The sequence below is a fragment of the Rhodosalinus sp. genome (assembly GCF_046542825.1).
GTDB lineage: Bacteria > Pseudomonadota > Alphaproteobacteria > Rhodobacterales > Rhodobacteraceae > Rhodosalinus.
In genome coordinates this window covers 1-18,097 of the sequence record NZ_JBKHAQ010000058.1, presented here as the reverse complement: position 1 = coordinate 18,097, position 18,097 = coordinate 1, and the positions used below count along the sequence as shown (strand labels likewise).

Genomic DNA, 18,097 nt, shown 5'->3' with positions numbered 1-18,097 from the left:
CGCCCTGCAAGAGGTGCTTCCTCTTGCGGGAAATACCCTCGGGGGGTGAGGCGGCGAAGCCGCCGAGGGGGGCAGACAGCCCCCCTTTTCCCACCGGGCCGCAGGCGCGGCGTTCAGACCGGCAGGCCCGCCTCGGCAAAGAGCGCGCGCAGATCGGCCTCGGGGCGCGCGCCGTAGTGCGAGATCACCTCGCGCGCGGCGACCACACCCATGCGGCCGGCAACCTCCAGCGGCTGGCCCGTGGCAAGGCCGTAGAGGAACCCGGCGGCGAACTGGTCGCCCGCCCCGGTCGCATCCACCGGCGTGACCTGCTCGACCGGCACGCGCGCCTCCTCGTCGCCGCGCACCAGCACGACGTCGTGGCCCGAGCGGGTGCAGACGATCAGCCCGCTTTCCGCCGCCGCCTGTTCCAGCGCGGCAGACAGGTCGGTCTGGTAAAGCGATTCCCATTCGTGTTCGTTGCCGATCACGAAGTCGAGCTCGGTCACCAGCTTGCGGAAATCCGCGCGGTGCCGGTCCACGCAGAACGGGTCCGACAGGGTGATGCCCGCCATGCCGCCCGCCGCGCGGCAGGCGCGGGCGGCGGCGGTGAAGGCCTCCTTGCCCTTCGGCTTGTCGTAGAGATAGCCCTCGAGGAACAGGATTTCCGTGTCGCCGGCCACGCGCGGATCCACGTCCTCGGGCCCCAGTTCGGCGGAGATGCCGAGGTAGGTGTTCATCGACCGCTCGCCATCGGGCGTGACGAAGATCATCGAGCGCGAGGTGGGCGCCTCGCCCTCGGGCTTCGGGGCATTGGGAAAATCGGTGCCGTCCCCGGCCATGCCCTCGGCGTAGAAGCGGCCGAGCGCGTCGTCGCGCACCCGCCCGATGAAGGCGGTCTTGAGCCCGAGGTTGCCGATGCCGGCCAGCGTGTTGGCCACCGAGCCGCCCGGCGCCTGCCAGCGGTCGCGCATCGCGTCGTAGAGCAGCAGCGCGCGCTCGCTCTCGATCAGCTGCATGATGCCCTTCTCGATGCCCATGGTGGACAGGAAGCGGTCGTTGCAGTTGCTGATGACGTCGACGATGGCATTGCCGATGCCGACCACCTTGTAGGTCTTCACAGGGTCTTCTCCTCGTATGCGCAGAGGTCACGGATCAGGCAGGTGGGGCAGAGCGGCTTGCGCGCCTTGCAGACGTAGCGGCCGTGCAGGATCATCCAGTGATGCGCGTGCAGCTGGAACTCTACCGGCACCCGGTCCTCGATGGCGCGCTCCACCGCCACCACGTCGCGGCCGGGGGCGATGCCGGTCCGGTTGGCAAGGCGGAAGATATGCGTGTCCACCGCCTGCGCGGGAAACTTCCACCACATGTTGAGCACGACGTTCGCCGTCTTGCGCCCCACGCCCGGCAGCGCCTGCAGCGCCGCGCGCGAGGACGGCACCACCCCGCCGTGCTCCTCGACCAGAATGCGCGACAGCTTGATCACGTTCTTCGCCTTGTTGCGATAGAGGCCGATCGTCCTGATGTGCTCGATCACCCCTTCCTCGCCGAGTTCCAGCATCTTCTCGGGCGTGTCGGCCACGGGAAAGAGCCTGCGCGTGGCCTTGTTCACGCCCGCGTCGGTGGCCTGCGCCGAAAGCGCGACCGCGACCAGCAGGGTGAAGGCGTTCAGATGTTCCAGTTCGCCCTTCGGTTCGGGCTCCGCCTCCCGGAAGCGCGTGAAGATCTCGTAAATCGTGTGATAGTCGAGCGGCGCGGCCATGGCGCCTGTCATGCCTCGCGGGGGCGGGATGCGCAACATCCGGGTCGCCTGCGCCGGTCCGCCCGCCTATGAGATGCAGGCGCGCAACGGAGGGGGCGGCCATGGACGGCGGCGATCAGGGCTATCATTACCGGGTCATCCGCCGCGCGCTGGACGAAATCGACGCGGCCGGGAGCGAGCTGTCCCTGGAAGACCTCGCGGCGCGGCTGGGCATGAGTCCCGCGCATTTCCAGCGCGTCTTCTCGCGCTGGGTCGGCGTCTCGCCCAAGCGGTACCAGCAGTATCTGGCGCTTGGCCATGCCAGGGCGCTCCTGCGCGAGCGGTTCTCGACGCTGGAGGCGGCGCATGGCGCGGGGCTGTCGGGCGGCGGGCGGCTGCACGATCTCTTCCTGCGGTGGGAGGCGATGCGCCCCGGCGACTACGCCCGGCGGGGCGCGGGCCTGACCATCCGCCACGGATGGTTCCCCAGTCCTTTCGGAGAGGTGCTGGCAATGGGCACCGAACACGGTCTGTGCGGCCTCGCCTTCGCCGAGGAGACCGGGCGGGATGCGGCCTTCGCCGACATGGCCGCGCGCTGGCCCGAGGCGCGGATGCAGGCCGCGCCGGAGGCGCTCGCGCCCTGGGTCGAGGCAGCCTTCGGCGGCGGCGGCCGGGCCGCGCTGCACGTCTTCGGCGCCCCCTTCCAGATCAAGGTCTGGGAGGCGCTGCTGGCGATCCCCTCGGGGCATGTCACGACCTACGGGCAGATCGCGCGGGCCGCCGGCGCACCGAAGGCGGCCCGCGCGGCAGGCGCGGCGGTCGGGCGCAACCCGGTCGCCTGGCTGATCCCCTGTCACCGGGCGATCGCCGGGTCGGGAAAGCTGACCGGCTATCACTGGGGCCTGCCGGTCAAGCGGGCCATGCTGGCCTGGGAATCGGCCCGTGCCGAAGGCGCAGCCGAGGGCTGAGCCGCGCGGCTCACCGCCTATCGCGGGCGTCGAGGCGGTTTCCCGCCGCCCCGGACTCGTCTAGGCTCGGCGCCGGGCTCCGCAGGCTGGAGCGAGACGAGACAGAAGGGCACCACCATGATGAAACCGATCCTCGCCGGAACCGCCGCGCTCGCGCTGCTCGCGGGCTGCGCCGTCGATCCCAACGACCCCAACCGCAACACGCAGCAAGGTGCGATGGTGGGTGCCGGTCTCGGGGCAACACTGGGGCTCATCACAGGCAACAATCCGGACGAACGGCGCCGGAACGCGGCCGCAGGCGCGGTGCTGGGCGCCGTGGGCGGCGCCGTGACCGGCTCGATCCTCGACCGGCAGGAGGCCGAGTTGCGCCGCGATCTCGAACAGGACGGCGTGATCATCGACAACACTGGCGACCAGCTTGTGGTCAGCTTCACCGACAACATCCTGTTCGACGTGGACAGCGCCGCGGTGAAACCGGCCTTCCAGGACGAGCTGCGGACCCTTTCCGCAAGCCTTCAGCGTTACCCGGGCAGCGTGGTGCGCGTGACCGGCCACACCGACAACACGGGCGAGGCCGGCTACAACCAGCGCCTGTCGGAACGCCGCGCAGGCTCGGTTGCGGACATTCTGACGGCCAACGGCGTCGCCTCCTCGCGCATCGTGGCATCCGGCTCGGGCGAGGCGCAGCCGGTGGCCAGCAACCTCACGCCCGAGGGCCGCGCGCTCAACCGTCGTGTCGACGTGGTCATCGTCCCGACAGAGGCCTGAGGGCGGGCGAAGACAGGGGAAGCGGCGGGCGGCTCTGCCCGCCGCGCCCTAATCGACGGCGCGGATCAGCTTGCGCTCCAGCACGCGCAGCACGGTCTTCAGGTCGTGACCGCGCTTGAGCACCTGGCCGTCCATCCCGATCACGGCATACTGCCCTTGCTTCGCGCGCAGCTTCGGCCGCTTCTCGATCCGGTATAGCGGGTTCTCGGCCGTGCGGCGGAAGACCGAAAAGACGGCGACGCCGCGCAGCGTCGAGATGCCGTAGTCGCGCCACTCGCCGGCGGCCACCATGCGGCCGTAGAGCGACAGGATCACGCTCAGTTCCGCACGGTCGAAAGAGACGCGGTCGGCAAGCTGTGCACCGGTGAAGGGGATCGGGGCGTTCATCGTGGCAGACTTGCGCCCTTTTGGGCGCAAATCAACCCGCGGCTGCGAATCGGCGGCCCAGTTCGGGGCCGGCGGGCGGCATCGGCGGCATCCGCGCATCGCCAGCATCCAGCCAGGCCTCCGCCTGTGGCGTCAGCGCGCGCCAGGCGGCCGCCACCGCCCCGCGGGGATCGCGCGGCGCCTCCGGCGGCAGCAGTTCCGGCGGAAGCTCGGGCCAGCGCAGCACCAGCCGGCGCCAGCGGTGGATCAGCAGCGTGCGCGCGGCGGCAGCGTCGAGCGGGCCCAGCGCGGCACCGTCGAGCGCGGCAAGATCGGCGGCCAGCGCGGCAAGCGCCGCGCGGTGCGCCTGGGGCAGCAGCGTCGCCGCGAAGTCCGGCGAGAGGGCCGAGAGCGTGCCGCTGACCGCCAGATCGGCGCCCGCCACCTGGGCCTGCGGCACGAGCCAGAGGTTGGGCGCGACCGGGATGCCCTGCGCCGCATCGCCGCCCAGCGCGAGCGTCCATCGCGTGGCAACCAGCGGCTGCGGCGGCGCATAGATCCGCTCCGTCGCGGGGGCGAACCGCGCAAGGCCGCTCGCCGACAGGCGGTAGAGGCTGAACCGCCCCTCGCGCTCGCCCACCACCCAGCCGTCGCGCCGCAGGCGCGAGAGCGCGGTGCGCAGTGCACCGGGCTCGACCCCGACACGCCCCAGCAGGCGCTGCAACCGCGTGGTGGCGATGCGCCCGCCGCGCGGCTGCACGCTGTCGCCGAAGACGGTGATGACCAGCGACCAGATGCGCGGCCGGCCCTCGGCGTGCAGCGCCTCGATCAGCGGCGCAAGGGGGTCGGCCTGCGCGTCCATCTCAGCGGTCGTAGGCCACCATCGTCAGCAGTTCGTATTGCGCGACCTGCTCGCCGTCCTGGTTGGTCATCGCCACGTCCCAGGCGACCTCTCCATACTCGTCGGTGCGGCGGGTCTTGCGCTTGCATGTCAGCCGCACCTTGACGCGGTCGCCGGGGCTGACCGGCTTCTGGAAGCTCAGCGCATTGAGGCCGGTGTTGGCCAGCACCGGGCCGGGGTCGGGCTGCACGAAGAGCCCCGCCGCGAAGGAGATCAGCAGGTAGCCATGTGCCACGCGGCCGGGAAAGAAGGGGTTCGCCTTCGCTGCGTCGTCGTCCATGTGGGCATAGAAGGTGTCGCCGGTGAACCCGGCGAAATGCTCGATGTCGTCGAGCGTCACCTCGCGCGCCTCGGTATGGATCGTCTCACCGATCTCGATCTCGGTGAAGGTGCGCTGGAAGGGGTGCGTGGGGCCGGTCTTTTCCGCCGCGCCCCGCACCCACTGCCCGCCGATGGCGGTCAGCATGTCGGGGCTGCCCTGCACGGCGGTCCGCTGCATGTAGTGCAGCACGCCGCGCACGCCGCCCAGTTCCTCGCCGCCGCCCGCGCGGCCCGGCCCGCCGTGGACCATGTGCGGCAGGGGCGAGCCGTGGCCCGTCGATTCCTTCATCGAGGTGCGGTCGTTGAAATAGAGCCGCCCGTGCCAGGCCGCGGCCTCCAGCGTGATCTCGCGCGCCACCGCGGGGTCATGGGTGATGACGGATGCCACCAGCGAGCCCTCGCCGCGATTCGCCAGCGCCGCGGCATGGGGCAGGTCGCGGTAGGGCAGGAGCGTGGAGACCGGGCCGAAGGCCTCGACCGCGTGCACCGCCGTCGCGCTGTCCGGATCGGGGCAGCGGAACAGCATCGGCGGCAGATAGGCGCCCTCGGCCGGCGCGTCGATCAGCTCGAACTGGTCGGGGTCGCCATAGACGCGCTCGACCTCGCCCGCGAAGGCCGCAACCTTTTCCAGCACGTCGCGCTTCTGATCGGCGGAGGCCAGCGCGCCCATGCGCACGCCCTCGGCGTCGGGGCGACCCACGGTGGTTTTCGCCAGCCGTTCGCTCAGCGCCTCTGCCACCGCGTCGATCTGCGACTCGGGCACGATCATGCGGCGGGTAGCGGTGCATTTCTGCCCCGCCTTGGTCGTCATCTCGTTCGCCGCCTCCTTGACGAAGAGGTCGAATTCCGGCGTGCCGGGTATGGCGTCGGGGCCGAGAATCGAGGCGTTGAGGCTGTCCTGCTCGGCATGGAAGCGCACCGATCGGCGCAGCAGGTTGGGGTTCGACCGCAGCTTGCCCGCCGTGTCGGCCGACCCGGTGAAGCTGACCACGTCCTGCGGACCCAGCCGGTCCAGCAGGTCGCCCGTGCCGCCGATCACCAGTTGCACCGCGCCCTCGGGCAGAACCCCCGAGTCCACGATCATCCGGAAGCACGCCTCGGTCAGGTAGCAGGTCTGCGTCGCGGGCTTCACGATGGCGGGCATCCCCGCCAGCAGCGTCGGCGCCAGCTTTTCCAGCATCCCCCAGACCGGGAAGTTGAAGGCGTTGATATGCACCGCCACGCCGCGCAGCGGCACCGCGATGTGCTGGCCGAGGAAGCTGCCGCCCTTCGACAGCTGCTCCACCCCGCCGTCGAGATAGACGTGGCCGTCCGGCATCTCGCGCCGGCCCTTCGAGGCGAAGACGAACATCGTGCCGATGCCGCCGTCGATGTCCACCGCGCCGTCGCGCCGCGTGGCGCCGGTGAGCGGGTTGATGGCGTAAAGCTCTTCCTTCCGCACGTTGAGGTATGTCGCCAGCGCCTTGAGCATCCTGGCGCGTTCGTGGAAGGTCATGGCGCGCAGCGCGGGACCGCCCGTGCCCACCGCCCAGTCGATCATCGCCTGGAAATCGAGGTCGGCGCCGCCCGCGCGGGCGATCTGCCTGCCCTCGACGGGTCCCAGGATCGGGCGGGCATCAGGTCCGGGCGCGACCCAGCGGCCGGCGGCATAGCTTTCGGGTGCGAGCATCAAATGCCTCCTTCGGGTTTGTGCGAGCATGGACGCGGACGCGGCGGAAATCAACACTCTTGACCGCTCGGTCGGTTTTGTGCAGGGTGCCCGCGATCCGCGGAGGGGGACGGAATGACGCCGGAGGAACGGGCGCGGCGCAGCGCCGAGGCGATGTGGGCGAACGACCGGGCGTCCAAGTGGCTGGGCATGTCGCTCGACGAGGTGGGGCCGGGCACAGCGACGCTGAGCTTCGAGGTGCAGGATCACCACCTCAACGGGCACGACATCTGCCATGGCGGCTACATCTTCACGCTGGCAGACAGCGCCTTCGCCTTCGCCTGCAACAGCTACAACCAGACCGTCGTGGCGCAGATGAACGTCGTCACCTTCGTGTCGCCGGGCAAGGCCGGCGAGCGGCTGACCGCGGTGGCGCGCGAGCTCAGCCGCGCGGGCCGTTCCGGCATCTACGACGTGGTCGTGACCGCGCCCGACGGGCGCGAGGTCGCGCAGTTCCGCGGCCATTCCCGGCAGATCGCCGGCCAGCATTTCGAGGAGGAGACATGACCGACGCCTATCTCTGCGAGGGCCTGCGCACGCCCATCGGCCGCTACGGCGGCGCGCTCTCGGCCGTGCGCCCGGACGACATGCTGGCCCACGTGATGCGCGAGGTCGTCAAGCCCTTCGACGGGCTCAGGATCGACGAGGTCATCATGGGCTGCGCCAACCAGGCGGGCGAGGACAACCGCAACGTGGCCCGCATGGCCGCGCTGCTGGCGGGACTGGGAGAGGAGGTGCCCGGCACCACGGTCAACCGGCTCTGCGGCTCGGGCCTCGACGCAGTGGGCATGGCCGCGCGGATGATCCGCTGCGGCGAGGCTGACGTGGTGCTGGCGGGCGGCGTCGAGAGCATGAGCCGCGCACCCTTCGTCATGCCGAAGGCAGAGGCGGCGTTTTCCCGCGCCAACGCCATTCATGACACGACCATCGGCTGGCGCTTCGTCAACAAGATGATGCAGAAGCAGTTCGGCATAGATTCGATGCCCGAGACGGCCGAGAACGTGGCCGCGGATTTCAACGTCTCGCGCCACGATCAGGACGTCTTTGCCCTGCGGTCGCAGACGCTGGCGATGGCGGCGATCCAGTCGGGCCGCATGGCGCGCGAGATCGCGCCGGTCACGATCCCGCAGCGCAAGGGCGATCCGGTCGTCGTGGACCGCGACGAGCACCCGCGCGACACCTCGCTCGAGAAGCTCGCCTCGCTGCACGCGCCCTTCCGCGAGAACGGCGTGGTGACGGCGGGCAATGCCAGCGGCGTCAACGACGGGGCGGCGGCGCTCATCGTCGCGTCGGAGCGGGCGGTCGAGACATACGGGCTCACCCCCCGTGCCCGGATCACCGGGCTGGCGACGGCGGGGGTGCCGCCGCGCATCATGGGCATCGGCCCCGCGCCCTCGACGAAGAAGCTGCTGGAACGGCAGGGGCTCACCATCGGCGACATCGACCTGATCGAGCTGAACGAGGCCTTCGCCTCGCAGTCGCTGGCCGTGCTGCGCGAACTGGGGCTGCCCGACGACCCCGACCATGTGAACCCGCACGGCGGCGCCATCGCGCTGGGCCATCCGCTGGGCATGTCGGGCGCGCGGCTCGCGCTTACCGCCTCGATCACCATGGGCGACATGGGCGCGAAGCGCGCCGTCTGCACCATGTGCATCGGCGTGGGACAGGGAATTTCGCTGCTTCTGGAGGCCGTGTGATGGAAGACCTCTCGCCCAAGCCCGGAGACCTCGAGCCGATCGAGACCGCCTCGCGCGACGAGATCGAGGCGCTGCAGCTCGACCGGCTGAAATGGTCGCTGCGCCACGCCTACGACAACGTGCCCTTCTACCGCCAGAGCTTCGAGAAGGCGGGCGTGCATCCCGACGACCTGAAGGCGCTGTCGGACCTCTCGAAGTTCCCCTTCACGGTCAAGGCCGACCTGCGCGACAACTATCCCTTCGGCATGTTCGCCGTCCCGCGCGAGAAGGTGATCCGCATCCACGCCTCCTCCGGCACGACCGGCCAGCCGACGGTGGTGGGCTACACGCAGAACGACCTCGACGTCTGGGGCACGGTGGTCGCCCGCTCGCTCAGGGCCGCGGGCCTGCGCCCCGGCAACCTGCTGCACAACGCCTATGGCTACGGGCTCTTCACCGGCGGCCTGGGCATCCACCTTGGCGCCGAGAAACTGGGGCTGACGACAGTGCCGGTGTCGGGCGGCATGACGCCCCGCCAGGTGCGGCTGATCGAGGATTTCCGGGCAGACGGCATCACGGTGACGCCCTCCTACGCGCTCTCGATCATCGACGAATACGCCGCGCAGGGGCTCGACCCGCGCAACTCGCCGCTCAAGGTCGGCATCTTCGGCGCCGAGCCCTGGACCGACGCGATGCGCCGCGAGATCGAGGCGGCCTTCGACATGCACGCGGTGGACATCTACGGCCTTTCCGAGGTCATCGGCCCCGGCGTCGCCAACGAATGCGTCGAGACCAAGGACGGCCTGCACGTCTGGGAGGATCACTTCTACCCCGAGGTGATCGACCCCACCACCGGAGAGGTGCTGCCCGACGGCGAGAAGGGCGAACTGGTCTTCACCTCGCTCACGAAGGAGGCCTTCCCGATCGTCCGCTACCGCACCCGCGACCTGACGCGCCTGATGCCGGGCACCGCGCGCTCCATGCGGCGGATGGAAAAGATCACCGGGCGCTCGGACGACATGATCATCCTGCGCGGCGTCAACGTGTTCCCGACGCAGATCGAGGAACAGCTGATGACGGTGCAGGGCCTCGCCCCCCACTTCCAGCTCGAGCTTGACCGGGTGGGCCACAAGGACCAGATGCGCGTGAAATGCGAATGCACGGCTGACTTCGCAGCCCCCGAGGCGCGAATGCGCGCGGGCCAGGACCTGCGCCACAAGATCAAGAGCGTGATCGGAGTGACCGTGGTGGTCGAGGTCGAGGACCCGGGCGCCGTCGCGCGCTCCGAGGGCAAGGCCGTGCGCATCGTGGACAACCGTCCCAAGGACGGTTGACGCGTCCGGTGGCCCGTGGACTGGCACGCGATCACGACGAAAAGCGCGCCGCCCTGCGCAAGGGCGCGGCGCGCTACTTCGCGCGGCACGGCTACGACCGCGCCTCGATGGCCGGCGCGGCACGCGACTGCGGCGTGTCCAAGGCGCTGATCTACCACTACTACGACAGCAAGGAGGCGCTGCTCTTCGACATCCTGGACGCGCATCTCCGCCATCTCGTCAAGGTGGTGGAGGCGGCGCGGCCGGAGGGTTTGCGCGGCCTCGTCCGCGCCATCCTCGACGCCTACGAGGACGCGGACGCGGAGCACAAGCTGCAGCTCGAATCGCTCGAGGCGCTCCCGCCTGAACTGAAAGCCCCCCTGCTCGACGCGCAGCGCAGGCTCGTGCAGGCCATGAGCGCGGCCATCGCCGAAGAGGCGCCCCACCTCCCCGCCGACCGGCTGCGGGCGATCACCATGTCGGTCTTCGGCATCCTCAACTGGGTCTACATGTGGCACCGCCCCGGCAAGGGCCTCTCGCGCCGGGACTACGCTGAGCTTGCCGGCGACTTCGTCCTGAACGGGGTGAGAGGCGTCTGACCCGGCGGCGCGCCGGCCGCGAGGGCATATATGGGTATTTGTGGACCATTGAATGACCGCAGCCTTTCAATGGTCCAAAAATACCCCCCGCGCGGAGCGCAGGCGCCGCAGGCGCCTTCATGCCCGGTGATAGGGTGTGCCGGCGAGGATCTGGGTCACGCGATAGAGCTGTTCGGCCAGCATCACGCGGGCCAGCGCATGGGGCCAGACCATCTGTCCGAACGACAGGATCAGGTCCGCGCCCTTGCGCAGGCCGGGGTCCAGCCCGTCCGCACCGCCGATGAAAAAAACCGCCTCCGCCCGTCCGGCATCGCGGCACCCGGCGATCCATTCGGCGAGCGCGGGAGAAGACAGGAGGCGCCCGCGCTCGTCCAGCGCGACACGCGACACATCCGGCGACAGCTTGCGGGTCAGCAACAGAGCCTCGGCCGCAGGTCCACCCGCCTTCCGGTCCTCGACCTCGACCTCGTCGATAGGCGCAAGGCCAAGCGGGCGCCCGGCCCGTCCGGCGCGGGCGAGATAATCGTCGATCAGCGCGCGTTCCGGCCCGGCCCGAAGCCGGCCGACCGCGCGGATGGTCAGGCGCACCGCAGCGTCAGGCGCGGCTCGCGGCCGCCCGGGGCTCCAGCCACATCTTCTCGAGCTGGTAGAACTCGCGCACCTCGGGGCGGAAGACGTGCACGATCACGTCGCCCGCATCGATCAGCACCCAGTCGCCCGTCTCCTGGCCCTCGACGCGCGACAGCACGCCCAGTTCCTGCTTGAGGGTATCGACCAGACGCTCGGCGATGGCAGAGACCTGCCGCGCGCTGCGGCCCGAGCAGATCACCATGTGATCGGCGATCGCCGACTTGCCGCGCAGGTCGATCTGCACGACGTCTTCGGCCTTGCTGTCATCGAGGGAGTCGAGAACACGGGCCAGCAGCGTCTCGCGCAGCTGCTCCGGGTCGGGGGTGTCCGTCACGGGCATCCCGGTGTCTGCGGCATGAACCGCGTTGACGTCGAAAGACAGGACATCGTCCTCCTTGCTTGTCGCGCCGCATGTCACGCCCCGACGCCGGGCTCATGTCGAAGGTAGCAACGCGGGCACGACAATTCAATGAAGCCGGACGCGCGGGCTGCTTGCGGCATGCCGTGTTGTCCGGACGCGTCCGCGCCTTGGCGCTTGCGTGCAATCCGGGCGGCCTGTATCTGGTTCGGTCATGAGCCGGCTCTTCGACATGGACGACCGTGCGCGCCTGCCCTGGCGCTTCTACGGCGCCGCGCGCAGCGTGCTGGCGCGTCCTTCCTGAAGCCCGGCGCCGCCCGGCGCCCTCTGCCCTGAACAAGCCTTACAGCCATCCATCGGGAGAGACCGACATGTCCCCCAAGACGCTCTACGACAAGATCTGGGACGCCCATCTGGTGCAGGAGGACGCGGACGGCACCGCGCTTATCTACATTGACCGCCATCTGGTGCACGAGGTGACCAGCCCGCAGGCCTTCGAGGGACTGCGCATGGCCGGCCGCAAGGTCCGCGCGCCCGAGCGCACGATCGCCGTGCCGGATCACAACGTGCCCACGACGCCCGATCGGCTCGACCGCATCGAGGACGAGCAGAGCCGCATCCAGGTCGAGGCGCTGGACCGCAACGCGCGCGAGTTCGGCGTGACCTACTATCCCGTCAGCGACGTGCGGCAGGGCATCGTCCACATCATCGGCCCCGAACTGGGCTGGACCCTGCCGGGCATGACGGTGGTCTGCGGCGACAGCCATACCTCGACGCATGGCGCCTTCGGCGCGCTGGCGCACGGCATCGGCACCTCCGAGGTGGAGCATGTGCTGGCAACGCAGACGCTGATCACCCGCAAGTCGAAAAACATGAAGGTCGAGGTCACGGGCATCCTGCCGCCCGGCGTCACCGCCAAGGACATCACCCTGTCGATCATCGGCCGCACAGGCACCGCCGGCGGCACCGGCCATGTCATCGAGTATTGCGGCGAGGCGATCCGCTCGCTCTCGATGGAGGGGCGGATGACGGTCTGCAACATGGCGATCGAGGGCGGCGCGCGCGCCGGCCTGATCGCGCCGGACGAGACGACCTTCGACTACGTCAAGGGCCGCCCGCACGCCCCCAAGGGCGCGCAGTGGGAGGCGGCGCTGGCCTGGTGGCAGACCCTGCGCTCTGACGAGGATGCCCACTGGGACAAGATCGTGACCCTCGACGCCTCCGAAATCGCGCCCGTCGTGACCTGGGGCACCTCGCCCGAGGACGTGCTGCCGATCACCGGCGCCGTGCCGGACCCCGAAAGCTTCGAGGGCGGCAAGGTCGATGCGGCGAAACGCGCGCTGCAGTACATGGGGCTGGAGGCGGGCACGCCGCTCAAGCAGATCCCGGTCGACGCGGTCTTTATCGGCTCGTGCACCAACGCGCGGATCGAGGATCTGCGCGCTGCCGCCGAGATCCTCAGGGGCCGCCGGGTCAGGGAAGGCGTCCGCGCGATGGTGGTGCCCGGGTCAGGCCTGGTGCGCGCGCAGGCCGAGGAGGAGGGCATCGCCGACATCTTCCGCGAGGCGGGTTTCGACTGGCGCCTTGCAGGGTGCTCCATGTGTCTTGGCATGAACCCCGACCAGCTCAGCCCGGGCGAACGCTGCGCGGCGACCTCCAACCGCAACTTCGAGGGCCGGCAGGGCCGCGGCGGGCGCACGCACCTGATGTCGCCGGCGATGGCGGCCGCGGCGGCCGTCACCGGGCGGCTGACCGACGTGCGCGAGTTGATGTGAGCGGCACGGCTTCCTGCACGGCGGGACGCGGCTGAAATGGCGGCGCTGCCAGCCATCGGGACGCTCTGGAGCGGCGGAGAACTGCGGTGGCTTCATCGCCTCGCCCTCGCGTCGTTCGTTGCGCGTGGCCACGCCGTCACGCTCTATCACACGGCAGAGGCACCGCCGGAGGTTCCCCCGGGCGTGGCCACAGCCCACGCCCGCACGGTCTGGGGCTACGATCCTGCGCTGCCCGACCGCTTCGCGCCCGCGCCCTTCGCCGATATCTTCCGCCTGCGGATGATCCGCGACACCGGCGCGCTCTGGGCGGATACCGACATGCTGTGCCTGCAGCCGTTCCAGCCGCGTGCCGGCTACCTGCTGGGGCTGGAGGAAGGCCGGACGATCAACAACGCGACCCTTGCCCTGCCGCCGGACTCAGAGGCGCTGACAGGGTTGATCGCCCGCTTCGACGACCCGGCCTATGTGCCCGAGTGGCTGACGCACCGCGCGCAGGCCAGGGTCCGCGCGGCACCGCCCGAGACGCGGCTGGCGACCGCCTGCACGCTCAAGGCCAATGCGCTCGGGCCGCGGGCGCTGACCTGGATGCTGGACCGGACGGGCGAGGCACGGCACGCGCTTCCGCAGGCCGCGCTCTATCCCGTTCCCTGGGCCTTCGGCGACCTCTACTTCAACCCGCATGGCGGGGTGGACGGCTGGCTGACCGACGAGACCATCGGCGTTCACCTGTTCGCTTCGCGCATCCGCCAGGCGCATTGGCGCGCCCGCCCCCACCCGGCGAGCTGGATCGCGCGCTTCGCCCGGGAAATCGGCTTTGCGCTCGACGATCTGCCAGCGCGCGCGGCCTGACCCATCGAGGAGAGCAAGATGAAGAAGTTCGACAAGCTGACCGCCATCGCGGCCCCCCTGCCGCTGATCAACGTCGACACCGACATGATCATCCCCAAGCAGTACCTGAAGACGATCAAGCGCTCGGGCCTGGGCGTCGCGCTCTTCGACGAGATGCGTTACGATGACGACGGCAACGAGAACCCCGACTTCGTGCTGAACAGGGAGCCCTGGCGCGCGGCCGAAATCCTGGTGACGGGCGCGAACTTCGGCTGCGGCTCCAGCCGCGAACACGCCCCCTGGGCGCTCGACGATTTCGGCATCCGCTGCGTGATCGCGCCCAGCTTTGCCGACATCTTCTGGAACAACTGTTTCAAGAACGGCATCCTGCCCGTCACCCTGCCGCAGGAGCAGGTGGATGCGCTCATGGCCGATGCCGAACAGGGCGGCAACGCGCGGCTGACGGTGGATCTTGAAAACCAGGTCGTCACCGGGGCGGACGGCACGAGCTATCCCTTCGAAATCGACCCCTTCAAGAAGCACTGCCTGCTGGAAGGCCTCGACGACATCGGTCTGACACTCGAGCGGGCGGGCGCGATCGACACCTACGAGGCACGGGTCGCGATCGAACGCCCCTGGGTCTGAGGGGCCGCGCCCTTCGCGCAGTTCAAGTTCGGGCCACAAGATATTGTATTCGCAAACGCTCTGACCTCATCGCTGCCCCGCGAATGATGCATTACCGCACCAGTCGCGCCGTCAAACCGCCCCAATGCCGATCCAGAATTAACCCTATCGTTGCGGGTATGAAGAAAACGGGGCTAGATTTGGGCAGACTTGAGGCAGCCCGCCGTCCCTGGCGGGATCGGACCGGACAGAAGGGCGCGGCAAAGCACCGTGCCCGGCCGCGACGAAGGGAAAGGGCAGTGTTCTACAGGATCGTGGGCGCAGGACTGCGCGCCGTGCTTGCCTCCTTGCTGGTGGCGCTGCCGGCGCTGGCGATGCCGGAAACGGTCGGCGCGTCGGGCTATGCCCTGCCGCTCGTCTGTTCCATCGCGGCCGTCTTCGTGTTCATCGAATACTACACCGACTATCCAAGCGTGGTCGAATTTCGCGACGCCCCGCCCTTCAACCGGTTGCGGTTCGCCTGTCTCTTCGCCGTCGTTCTGACCACGGCGCTGCTCTGCACGGACCTGATCCGCCCCACGCTGCTTTCGAGCGCGATCGCCTCCCTCGGAGGGCTGGTCGGCGCGGCGCTTGATGTCCCCTATTCCCCGGTCCGCCTGATGCTGATCGGCATATCTGACAGCGGCGGGGCAAGGATGCTCGAGACGGTGCGCGCCGCTGCCGGGCTGGCCTGCATCTACGCCGCCGTCACGCTGGCGAGCTTCCTGGTGATTGTCCGGCGGGGATGGCCTGTCCGCACGGGGGCCTTCAACGTATGGATCAACATGCCGCTCTTCGATCCGACGGCGGGCGGCGACATCGTGCTGCGGCTGCGCCGCGAGGCGCGGATCAACTTGATGCTGGGCGCCTTGCTGCCCTTCGTGCTACCTGCGGTGTTCAAGCTGGTGGCGCTGGTGATCGGTCCGCTCCGGCTTGCGGATCCGCATACCCTGATCTGGGTGATGAGCGTATGGGCCTTTCTGCCGGTCAGCTTGATCATGCGCGCGATCGCGCTGGGCCGGGTCGCGGACATGGTCGAGCACAAGCGCCGGCGGCAGGCCGCCGCTGCGCAGGCCGAGGCGCTGGCGCCGGCCTGATTGCGCTCGCTCTCGCACTGGCGGTGTGCTCTGCGGCAGCGGCCGCCGACAGCCTGCGCGTGGCGACCTATGGCGCTGCACTGTCACGCGACGGCCCGGGCCTGCTGCTGCGGGACATCCGGCGCGGCGAGGCACAGGTTCAGGCGGCCGCGCAGGTCGTCGCCGCGGCAGCGCCCGACGTCCTTCTGCTGACCGATTTCGACTACGACTGGGAGGGTGCCGCGCTCGCCGCCTTCGCCGAGGTCCTGCGCACGGCCGGCCACCCGATGCCCTACCGCTTCGCGCTCCGGCCGAACGCAGGCATGGCGACGGGGCTCGACCTCGACGGCGACGGCCGGCGCGGCGATGCCGGGGACGCGCAGGGCTGGGGCCGATTCGCAGGCGATGGCGGCATGGCGCTCCTGTCGCGCCACCCGATCGACACGGCGGGGGCGCGCGACCTTTCCGATCTGCTCTGGGCCGAGGTGCCCGACAGTCTCGCGGCCGGCGCGGGCCTGTCGCCCGAGGCCCTTGCGGTGCAGCGTCTCTCCTCGAGCGGTCACTGGATCGTGGGTGTCCGGCCCGAGAAGGCGCCGCCGTTCGTCCTGCTGGCCTTCGACGCGACGCCCCCGGTGTTCGACGGACCGGAGGATCGCAACGGCCGGCGCAACGCGGACGAGATCCGCCTGTGGCAGCATTTCCTCGACGGGGCCTTCGGCGCGGCGCCCGAGACGCGATTCGTCCTCTTGGGCAACGCGAACCTCGACCCCGTGGACGGCGAAGGCCGCCATGGCGCGATCCGTGCGCTTCTGGACGATCCACGCCTGCAGGATCCCCGCCCGAAGAGCGCCGGCGGCCGCATGGCCGCAAATCCGGGCCATGTCGGCGACCCGGCGCTCGACACCGCGGACTGGGACGACCCCATGCCCGGAAACCTGCGGGTGGACTATGTGCTGCCCGCCTCGGACTTGACGGTGATCGGGGCTGGTGTTGTCTGGCCAACGGCCGGGCCGCTGGCCGAGGCAGCCTTGACGGCGGGACCGCGGCGCCTGGTCTGGGTGGACATCGCACGGTGAAGGCCGGCGCTTGACCCCCACCGCCGCACGACTTACCCGAGCGCGGACCCGATTTTCCGAGGAGACTTCCGATGTCCGACCGTTCGTTGCTCGTCCTGCCCGGTGACGGGATCGGCCCGGAAGTGATGGCCGAGGTCCTGCGCATCGTCGAGTGGTTCCGCGACAGGCGCAACCTCGACTTCGAGGTGTCCGAGGATCTGGTGGGCGGCTGCGCCTACGACATGCACGGCACACCGCTTGCGGATGCGACGATGGCCAAGGCGCAGGAGGTGGACGCGGTCCTTCTGGGCGCGGTCGGCGGGCCGAAATACGACGCGCTCGACTTCTCCGTGAAACCCGAGCGCGGCCTGCTGCGCCTGCGCAAGGAAATGGATCTCTTCGCCAACCTGCGACCCGCACAATGCTTCGACGCGCTGGCCGATTTCTCCTCGCTCAAGCGCGAGGTGGTGGCGGGCCTCGACATCATGATCGTGCGCGAGCTCACGAGCGGGGTCTACTTCGGCGAGCCGCGCGGGATCTTCGAGGAGGGAGGCGAGCGCGTGGGCCTCAACACCCAGCGCTACACCGAGAGCGAGATCGCCCGCGTGGCGCGCGCGGCCTTCGAACTCGCGCGGCGGCGGGGGAACAGGGTCTGCTCGATGGAAAAGGCCAACGTGATGGAGTCGGGCGTTCTCTGGCGCGACGTTGTGCAGGAGGTGCATGACGCCGACTACGCCGACGTGGAGCTCAGCCACATGTACGCCGACGCGGGCGCCATGCAGCTCACCCGCTGGCCCAGGCAGTTCGACGTGATCGTCACGGACAACCTCTTTGGCGACCTGCTGTCGGATCTCGCGGCGATGCTCACCGGCTCGCTCGGGATGCTTCCCTCCGCGTCGCTCGGCGCGCCGATGGCCAACGGCCGGCCCAGGGCACTCTACGAGCCCGTGCACGGCAGCGCGCCCGACATCGCCGGACAGGGCAAGGCCAACCCCTGCGCGTGCATCCTGAGCTTCGCCATGGCGCTGCGCTATTCCTTCGACGAGAGGGCCGAGGCCGACCGGCTGGAGCGCGCGGTGGAGTCGGTGCTGGCCAAGGGGATCCGCAGCGCCGACCTGCTCAACGTCCAGGGCGCGACGCCTGCAAGCACGCAGGCGATGGGCGACGCCGTGATCGAAGAGCTGGACGCGAGCCTCTGAGCCGGGGCCAAGGCGCTTGCAAGCGCCTTGAACGGCCTTCCAAGGCCGTTTGCCGCCACGGTTTGGACCTCGCGCCTTGGCCCTTGCCAAGGCCTGCGCGAGGCGCTATGCGGCGCGGCACGGTCGGAGTGTAGCTCAGCCTGGTAGAGCACCGTCTTCGGGAGGCGGGGGTC

General features: G+C 69.8%; 20 protein-coding genes. 13 read left to right on the top strand and 7 right to left on the bottom strand.

What is annotated here, in order from left to right:
- Window positions 1-113: 113 nt before the first annotated feature.
- A complete protein-coding gene (locus ACLFOB_RS09140) occupies window positions 114-1,100 on the bottom strand; it encodes an adenosine kinase (protein WP_410917981.1) in 987 nt (328 codons plus the stop codon).
- Window positions 1,097-1,741 (bottom strand): endonuclease III, encoded by a 645-nt coding sequence (gene nth / locus ACLFOB_RS09135; protein WP_410917982.1) that lies wholly within the window; start codon window positions 1,739-1,741, stop codon window positions 1,097-1,099. The genes ACLFOB_RS09140 and nth overlap by 4 nt, the downstream gene beginning before the upstream one ends.
- A 101-nt stretch (window positions 1,742-1,842) precedes the next feature.
- Between nth and ACLFOB_RS09130 the strand changes: the two genes are divergently transcribed.
- Window positions 1,843-2,688, top strand: coding sequence for a methylated-DNA--[protein]-cysteine S-methyltransferase (locus ACLFOB_RS09130; protein ID WP_410925891.1), 846 nt, complete (start codon window positions 1,843-1,845; stop codon window positions 2,686-2,688).
- 117 nt (window positions 2,689-2,805) lie between these two features.
- A complete protein-coding gene (locus tag ACLFOB_RS09125) occupies window positions 2,806-3,456 on the top strand; it encodes an OmpA family protein (protein ID WP_410925890.1) in 651 nt (216 codons plus the stop codon).
- A gap of 48 nt (window positions 3,457-3,504) precedes the next feature.
- On the opposite strand, the gene ACLFOB_RS09120 is transcribed toward ACLFOB_RS09125, so the two are convergent.
- Genes ACLFOB_RS09120 through paaZ form a run of 3 tightly spaced genes read right to left on the bottom strand, consistent with a single transcriptional unit; the run spans window position 3,505 to window position 6,713 of the window.
- Window positions 3,505-3,843 carry a DUF2794 domain-containing protein gene (locus ACLFOB_RS09120; protein WP_410917985.1) on the bottom strand — a complete coding sequence of 113 codons (339 nt, stop codon included), beginning with the start codon at window positions 3,841-3,843 and terminating at the stop codon, window positions 3,505-3,507.
- Window positions 3,844-3,874: 31 nt separating this feature from the next.
- Window positions 3,875-4,684: a PaaX family transcriptional regulator C-terminal domain-containing protein gene (locus ACLFOB_RS09115; RefSeq protein ID WP_410917987.1), complete on the bottom strand. Its 810-nt coding sequence runs from the start codon at window positions 4,682-4,684 to the stop codon at window positions 3,875-3,877.
- 1 nt (window position 4,685) lies between these two features.
- Window positions 4,686-6,713, bottom strand: a complete 2,028-nt coding sequence (gene paaZ / locus ACLFOB_RS09110) for a phenylacetic acid degradation bifunctional protein PaaZ (RefSeq protein ID WP_410925889.1) — start codon at window positions 6,711-6,713, stop codon at window positions 4,686-4,688.
- Between the two features lie 114 nt (window positions 6,714-6,827).
- Between paaZ and paaI the strand changes: the two genes are divergently transcribed.
- Genes paaI through ACLFOB_RS09090 form a run of 4 tightly spaced genes read left to right on the top strand, consistent with a single transcriptional unit; the run spans window position 6,828 to window position 10,340 of the window.
- Window positions 6,828-7,259, top strand: a complete 432-nt coding sequence (gene paaI / locus ACLFOB_RS09105; RefSeq protein WP_410925888.1) for a hydroxyphenylacetyl-CoA thioesterase PaaI — start codon at window positions 6,828-6,830, stop codon at window positions 7,257-7,259.
- Entirely contained in the window at window positions 7,256-8,449 is a 1,194-nt protein-coding gene (pcaF, locus tag ACLFOB_RS09100; RefSeq protein ID WP_410925887.1) for a 3-oxoadipyl-CoA thiolase, read from the top strand. Before paaI ends, pcaF begins: the two co-directional genes overlap by 4 nt.
- Window positions 8,449-9,762: a phenylacetate--CoA ligase PaaK gene (paaK, locus tag ACLFOB_RS09095; protein ID WP_410925886.1), complete on the top strand. Its 1,314-nt coding sequence runs from the start codon at window positions 8,449-8,451 to the stop codon at window positions 9,760-9,762. Before pcaF ends, paaK begins: the two co-directional genes overlap by 1 nt.
- An 8-nt stretch (window positions 9,763-9,770) precedes the next feature.
- Complete coding sequence (locus ACLFOB_RS09090) at window positions 9,771-10,340, top strand: TetR/AcrR family transcriptional regulator (protein WP_410925885.1); 570 nt, start codon at window positions 9,771-9,773, stop codon at window positions 10,338-10,340.
- A 117-nt stretch (window positions 10,341-10,457) separates the two neighbouring features.
- Here the strand turns inward: ACLFOB_RS09090 and rlmH are convergent, their stop codons facing one another.
- Complete coding sequence (gene rlmH, locus ACLFOB_RS09085) at window positions 10,458-10,928, bottom strand: 23S rRNA (pseudouridine(1915)-N(3))-methyltransferase RlmH (RefSeq protein ID WP_410918190.1); 471 nt, start codon at window positions 10,926-10,928, stop codon at window positions 10,458-10,460.
- Between the two features lie 7 nt (window positions 10,929-10,935).
- Window positions 10,936-11,310 (bottom strand): ribosome silencing factor, encoded by a 375-nt coding sequence (gene rsfS, locus ACLFOB_RS09080; protein ID WP_410918189.1) that lies wholly within the window; start codon window positions 11,308-11,310, stop codon window positions 10,936-10,938.
- Window positions 11,311-11,542: 232 nt separating this feature from the next.
- Here rsfS and ACLFOB_RS09075 point away from each other — a divergent pair, with 232 nt between their 5' ends.
- The 7 genes from ACLFOB_RS09075 (at window position 11,543) to leuB (ending at window position 17,924) form a co-directional block, all read left to right on the top strand.
- Entirely contained in the window at window positions 11,543-11,632 is a 90-nt protein-coding gene (locus ACLFOB_RS09075; RefSeq protein WP_410918188.1) for an isopropylmalate isomerase, read from the top strand.
- Window positions 11,633-11,699: 67 nt separating this feature from the next.
- Window positions 11,700-13,103: a 3-isopropylmalate dehydratase large subunit gene (leuC, locus tag ACLFOB_RS09070; RefSeq protein ID WP_410925884.1), complete on the top strand. Its 1,404-nt coding sequence runs from the start codon at window positions 11,700-11,702 to the stop codon at window positions 13,101-13,103.
- A 36-nt stretch (window positions 13,104-13,139) separates the two neighbouring features.
- Window positions 13,140-13,952: a hypothetical protein gene (locus ACLFOB_RS09065; RefSeq protein ID WP_410925883.1), complete on the top strand. Its 813-nt coding sequence runs from the start codon at window positions 13,140-13,142 to the stop codon at window positions 13,950-13,952.
- A gap of 18 nt (window positions 13,953-13,970) precedes the next feature.
- Entirely contained in the window at window positions 13,971-14,576 is a 606-nt protein-coding gene (leuD, locus tag ACLFOB_RS09060) for a 3-isopropylmalate dehydratase small subunit (RefSeq protein ID WP_410925882.1), read from the top strand.
- A 278-nt stretch (window positions 14,577-14,854) separates the two neighbouring features.
- The gene (locus tag ACLFOB_RS09055) at window positions 14,855-15,691 is read left to right on the top strand and encodes a hypothetical protein (protein WP_410925881.1); all 837 of its coding nucleotides are present in this window, start codon (window positions 14,855-14,857) and stop codon (window positions 15,689-15,691) included.
- Between the two features lie 59 nt (window positions 15,692-15,750).
- Entirely contained in the window at window positions 15,751-16,746 is a 996-nt protein-coding gene (locus tag ACLFOB_RS09050) for an endonuclease/exonuclease/phosphatase family protein (protein ID WP_410925880.1), read from the top strand.
- A 71-nt stretch (window positions 16,747-16,817) separates the two neighbouring features.
- The gene (gene leuB, locus ACLFOB_RS09045) at window positions 16,818-17,924 is read left to right on the top strand and encodes a 3-isopropylmalate dehydrogenase (protein ID WP_410917310.1); all 1,107 of its coding nucleotides are present in this window, start codon (window positions 16,818-16,820) and stop codon (window positions 17,922-17,924) included.
- Window positions 17,925-18,097 lie beyond the last annotated feature (173 nt).

Bases quoted from the DNA above. Each gene is read 5' to 3' on its own strand.
- nth (WP_410917982.1), bottom strand. From the start codon at position 1,741: ATGGCCGCGCCGCTCGACTATCACACGATTTACGAGATCTTCACGCGC.
- ACLFOB_RS09130 (WP_410925891.1), top strand. From the start codon at position 1,843: ATGGACGGCGGCGATCAGGGCTATCATTACCGGGTCATCCGCCGCGCG.
- ACLFOB_RS09125 (WP_410925890.1), top strand. From the start codon at position 2,806: ATGATGAAACCGATCCTCGCCGGAACCGCCGCGCTCGCGCTGCTCGCG.
- ACLFOB_RS09120 (WP_410917985.1), bottom strand. From the start codon at position 3,843: ATGAACGCCCCGATCCCCTTCACCGGTGCACAGCTTGCCGACCGCGTC.
- ACLFOB_RS09115 (WP_410917987.1), bottom strand. From the start codon at position 4,684: ATGGACGCGCAGGCCGACCCCCTTGCGCCGCTGATCGAGGCGCTGCAC.
- paaZ (WP_410925889.1), bottom strand. From the start codon at position 6,713: ATGCTCGCACCCGAAAGCTATGCCGCCGGCCGCTGGGTCGCGCCCGGA.
- paaI (WP_410925888.1), top strand. From the start codon at position 6,828: ATGACGCCGGAGGAACGGGCGCGGCGCAGCGCCGAGGCGATGTGGGCG.
- pcaF (WP_410925887.1), top strand. From the start codon at position 7,256: ATGACCGACGCCTATCTCTGCGAGGGCCTGCGCACGCCCATCGGCCGC.
- paaK (WP_410925886.1), top strand. From the start codon at position 8,449: ATGGAAGACCTCTCGCCCAAGCCCGGAGACCTCGAGCCGATCGAGACC.
- rsfS (WP_410918189.1), bottom strand. From the start codon at position 11,310: ATGCCCGTGACGGACACCCCCGACCCGGAGCAGCTGCGCGAGACGCTG.
- ACLFOB_RS09075 (WP_410918188.1), top strand. From the start codon at position 11,543: ATGAGCCGGCTCTTCGACATGGACGACCGTGCGCGCCTGCCCTGGCGC.
- leuC (WP_410925884.1), top strand. From the start codon at position 11,700: ATGTCCCCCAAGACGCTCTACGACAAGATCTGGGACGCCCATCTGGTG.
- ACLFOB_RS09065 (WP_410925883.1), top strand. From the start codon at position 13,140: ATGGCGGCGCTGCCAGCCATCGGGACGCTCTGGAGCGGCGGAGAACTG.
- leuD (WP_410925882.1), top strand. From the start codon at position 13,971: ATGAAGAAGTTCGACAAGCTGACCGCCATCGCGGCCCCCCTGCCGCTG.
- leuB (WP_410917310.1), top strand. From the start codon at position 16,818: ATGTCCGACCGTTCGTTGCTCGTCCTGCCCGGTGACGGGATCGGCCCG.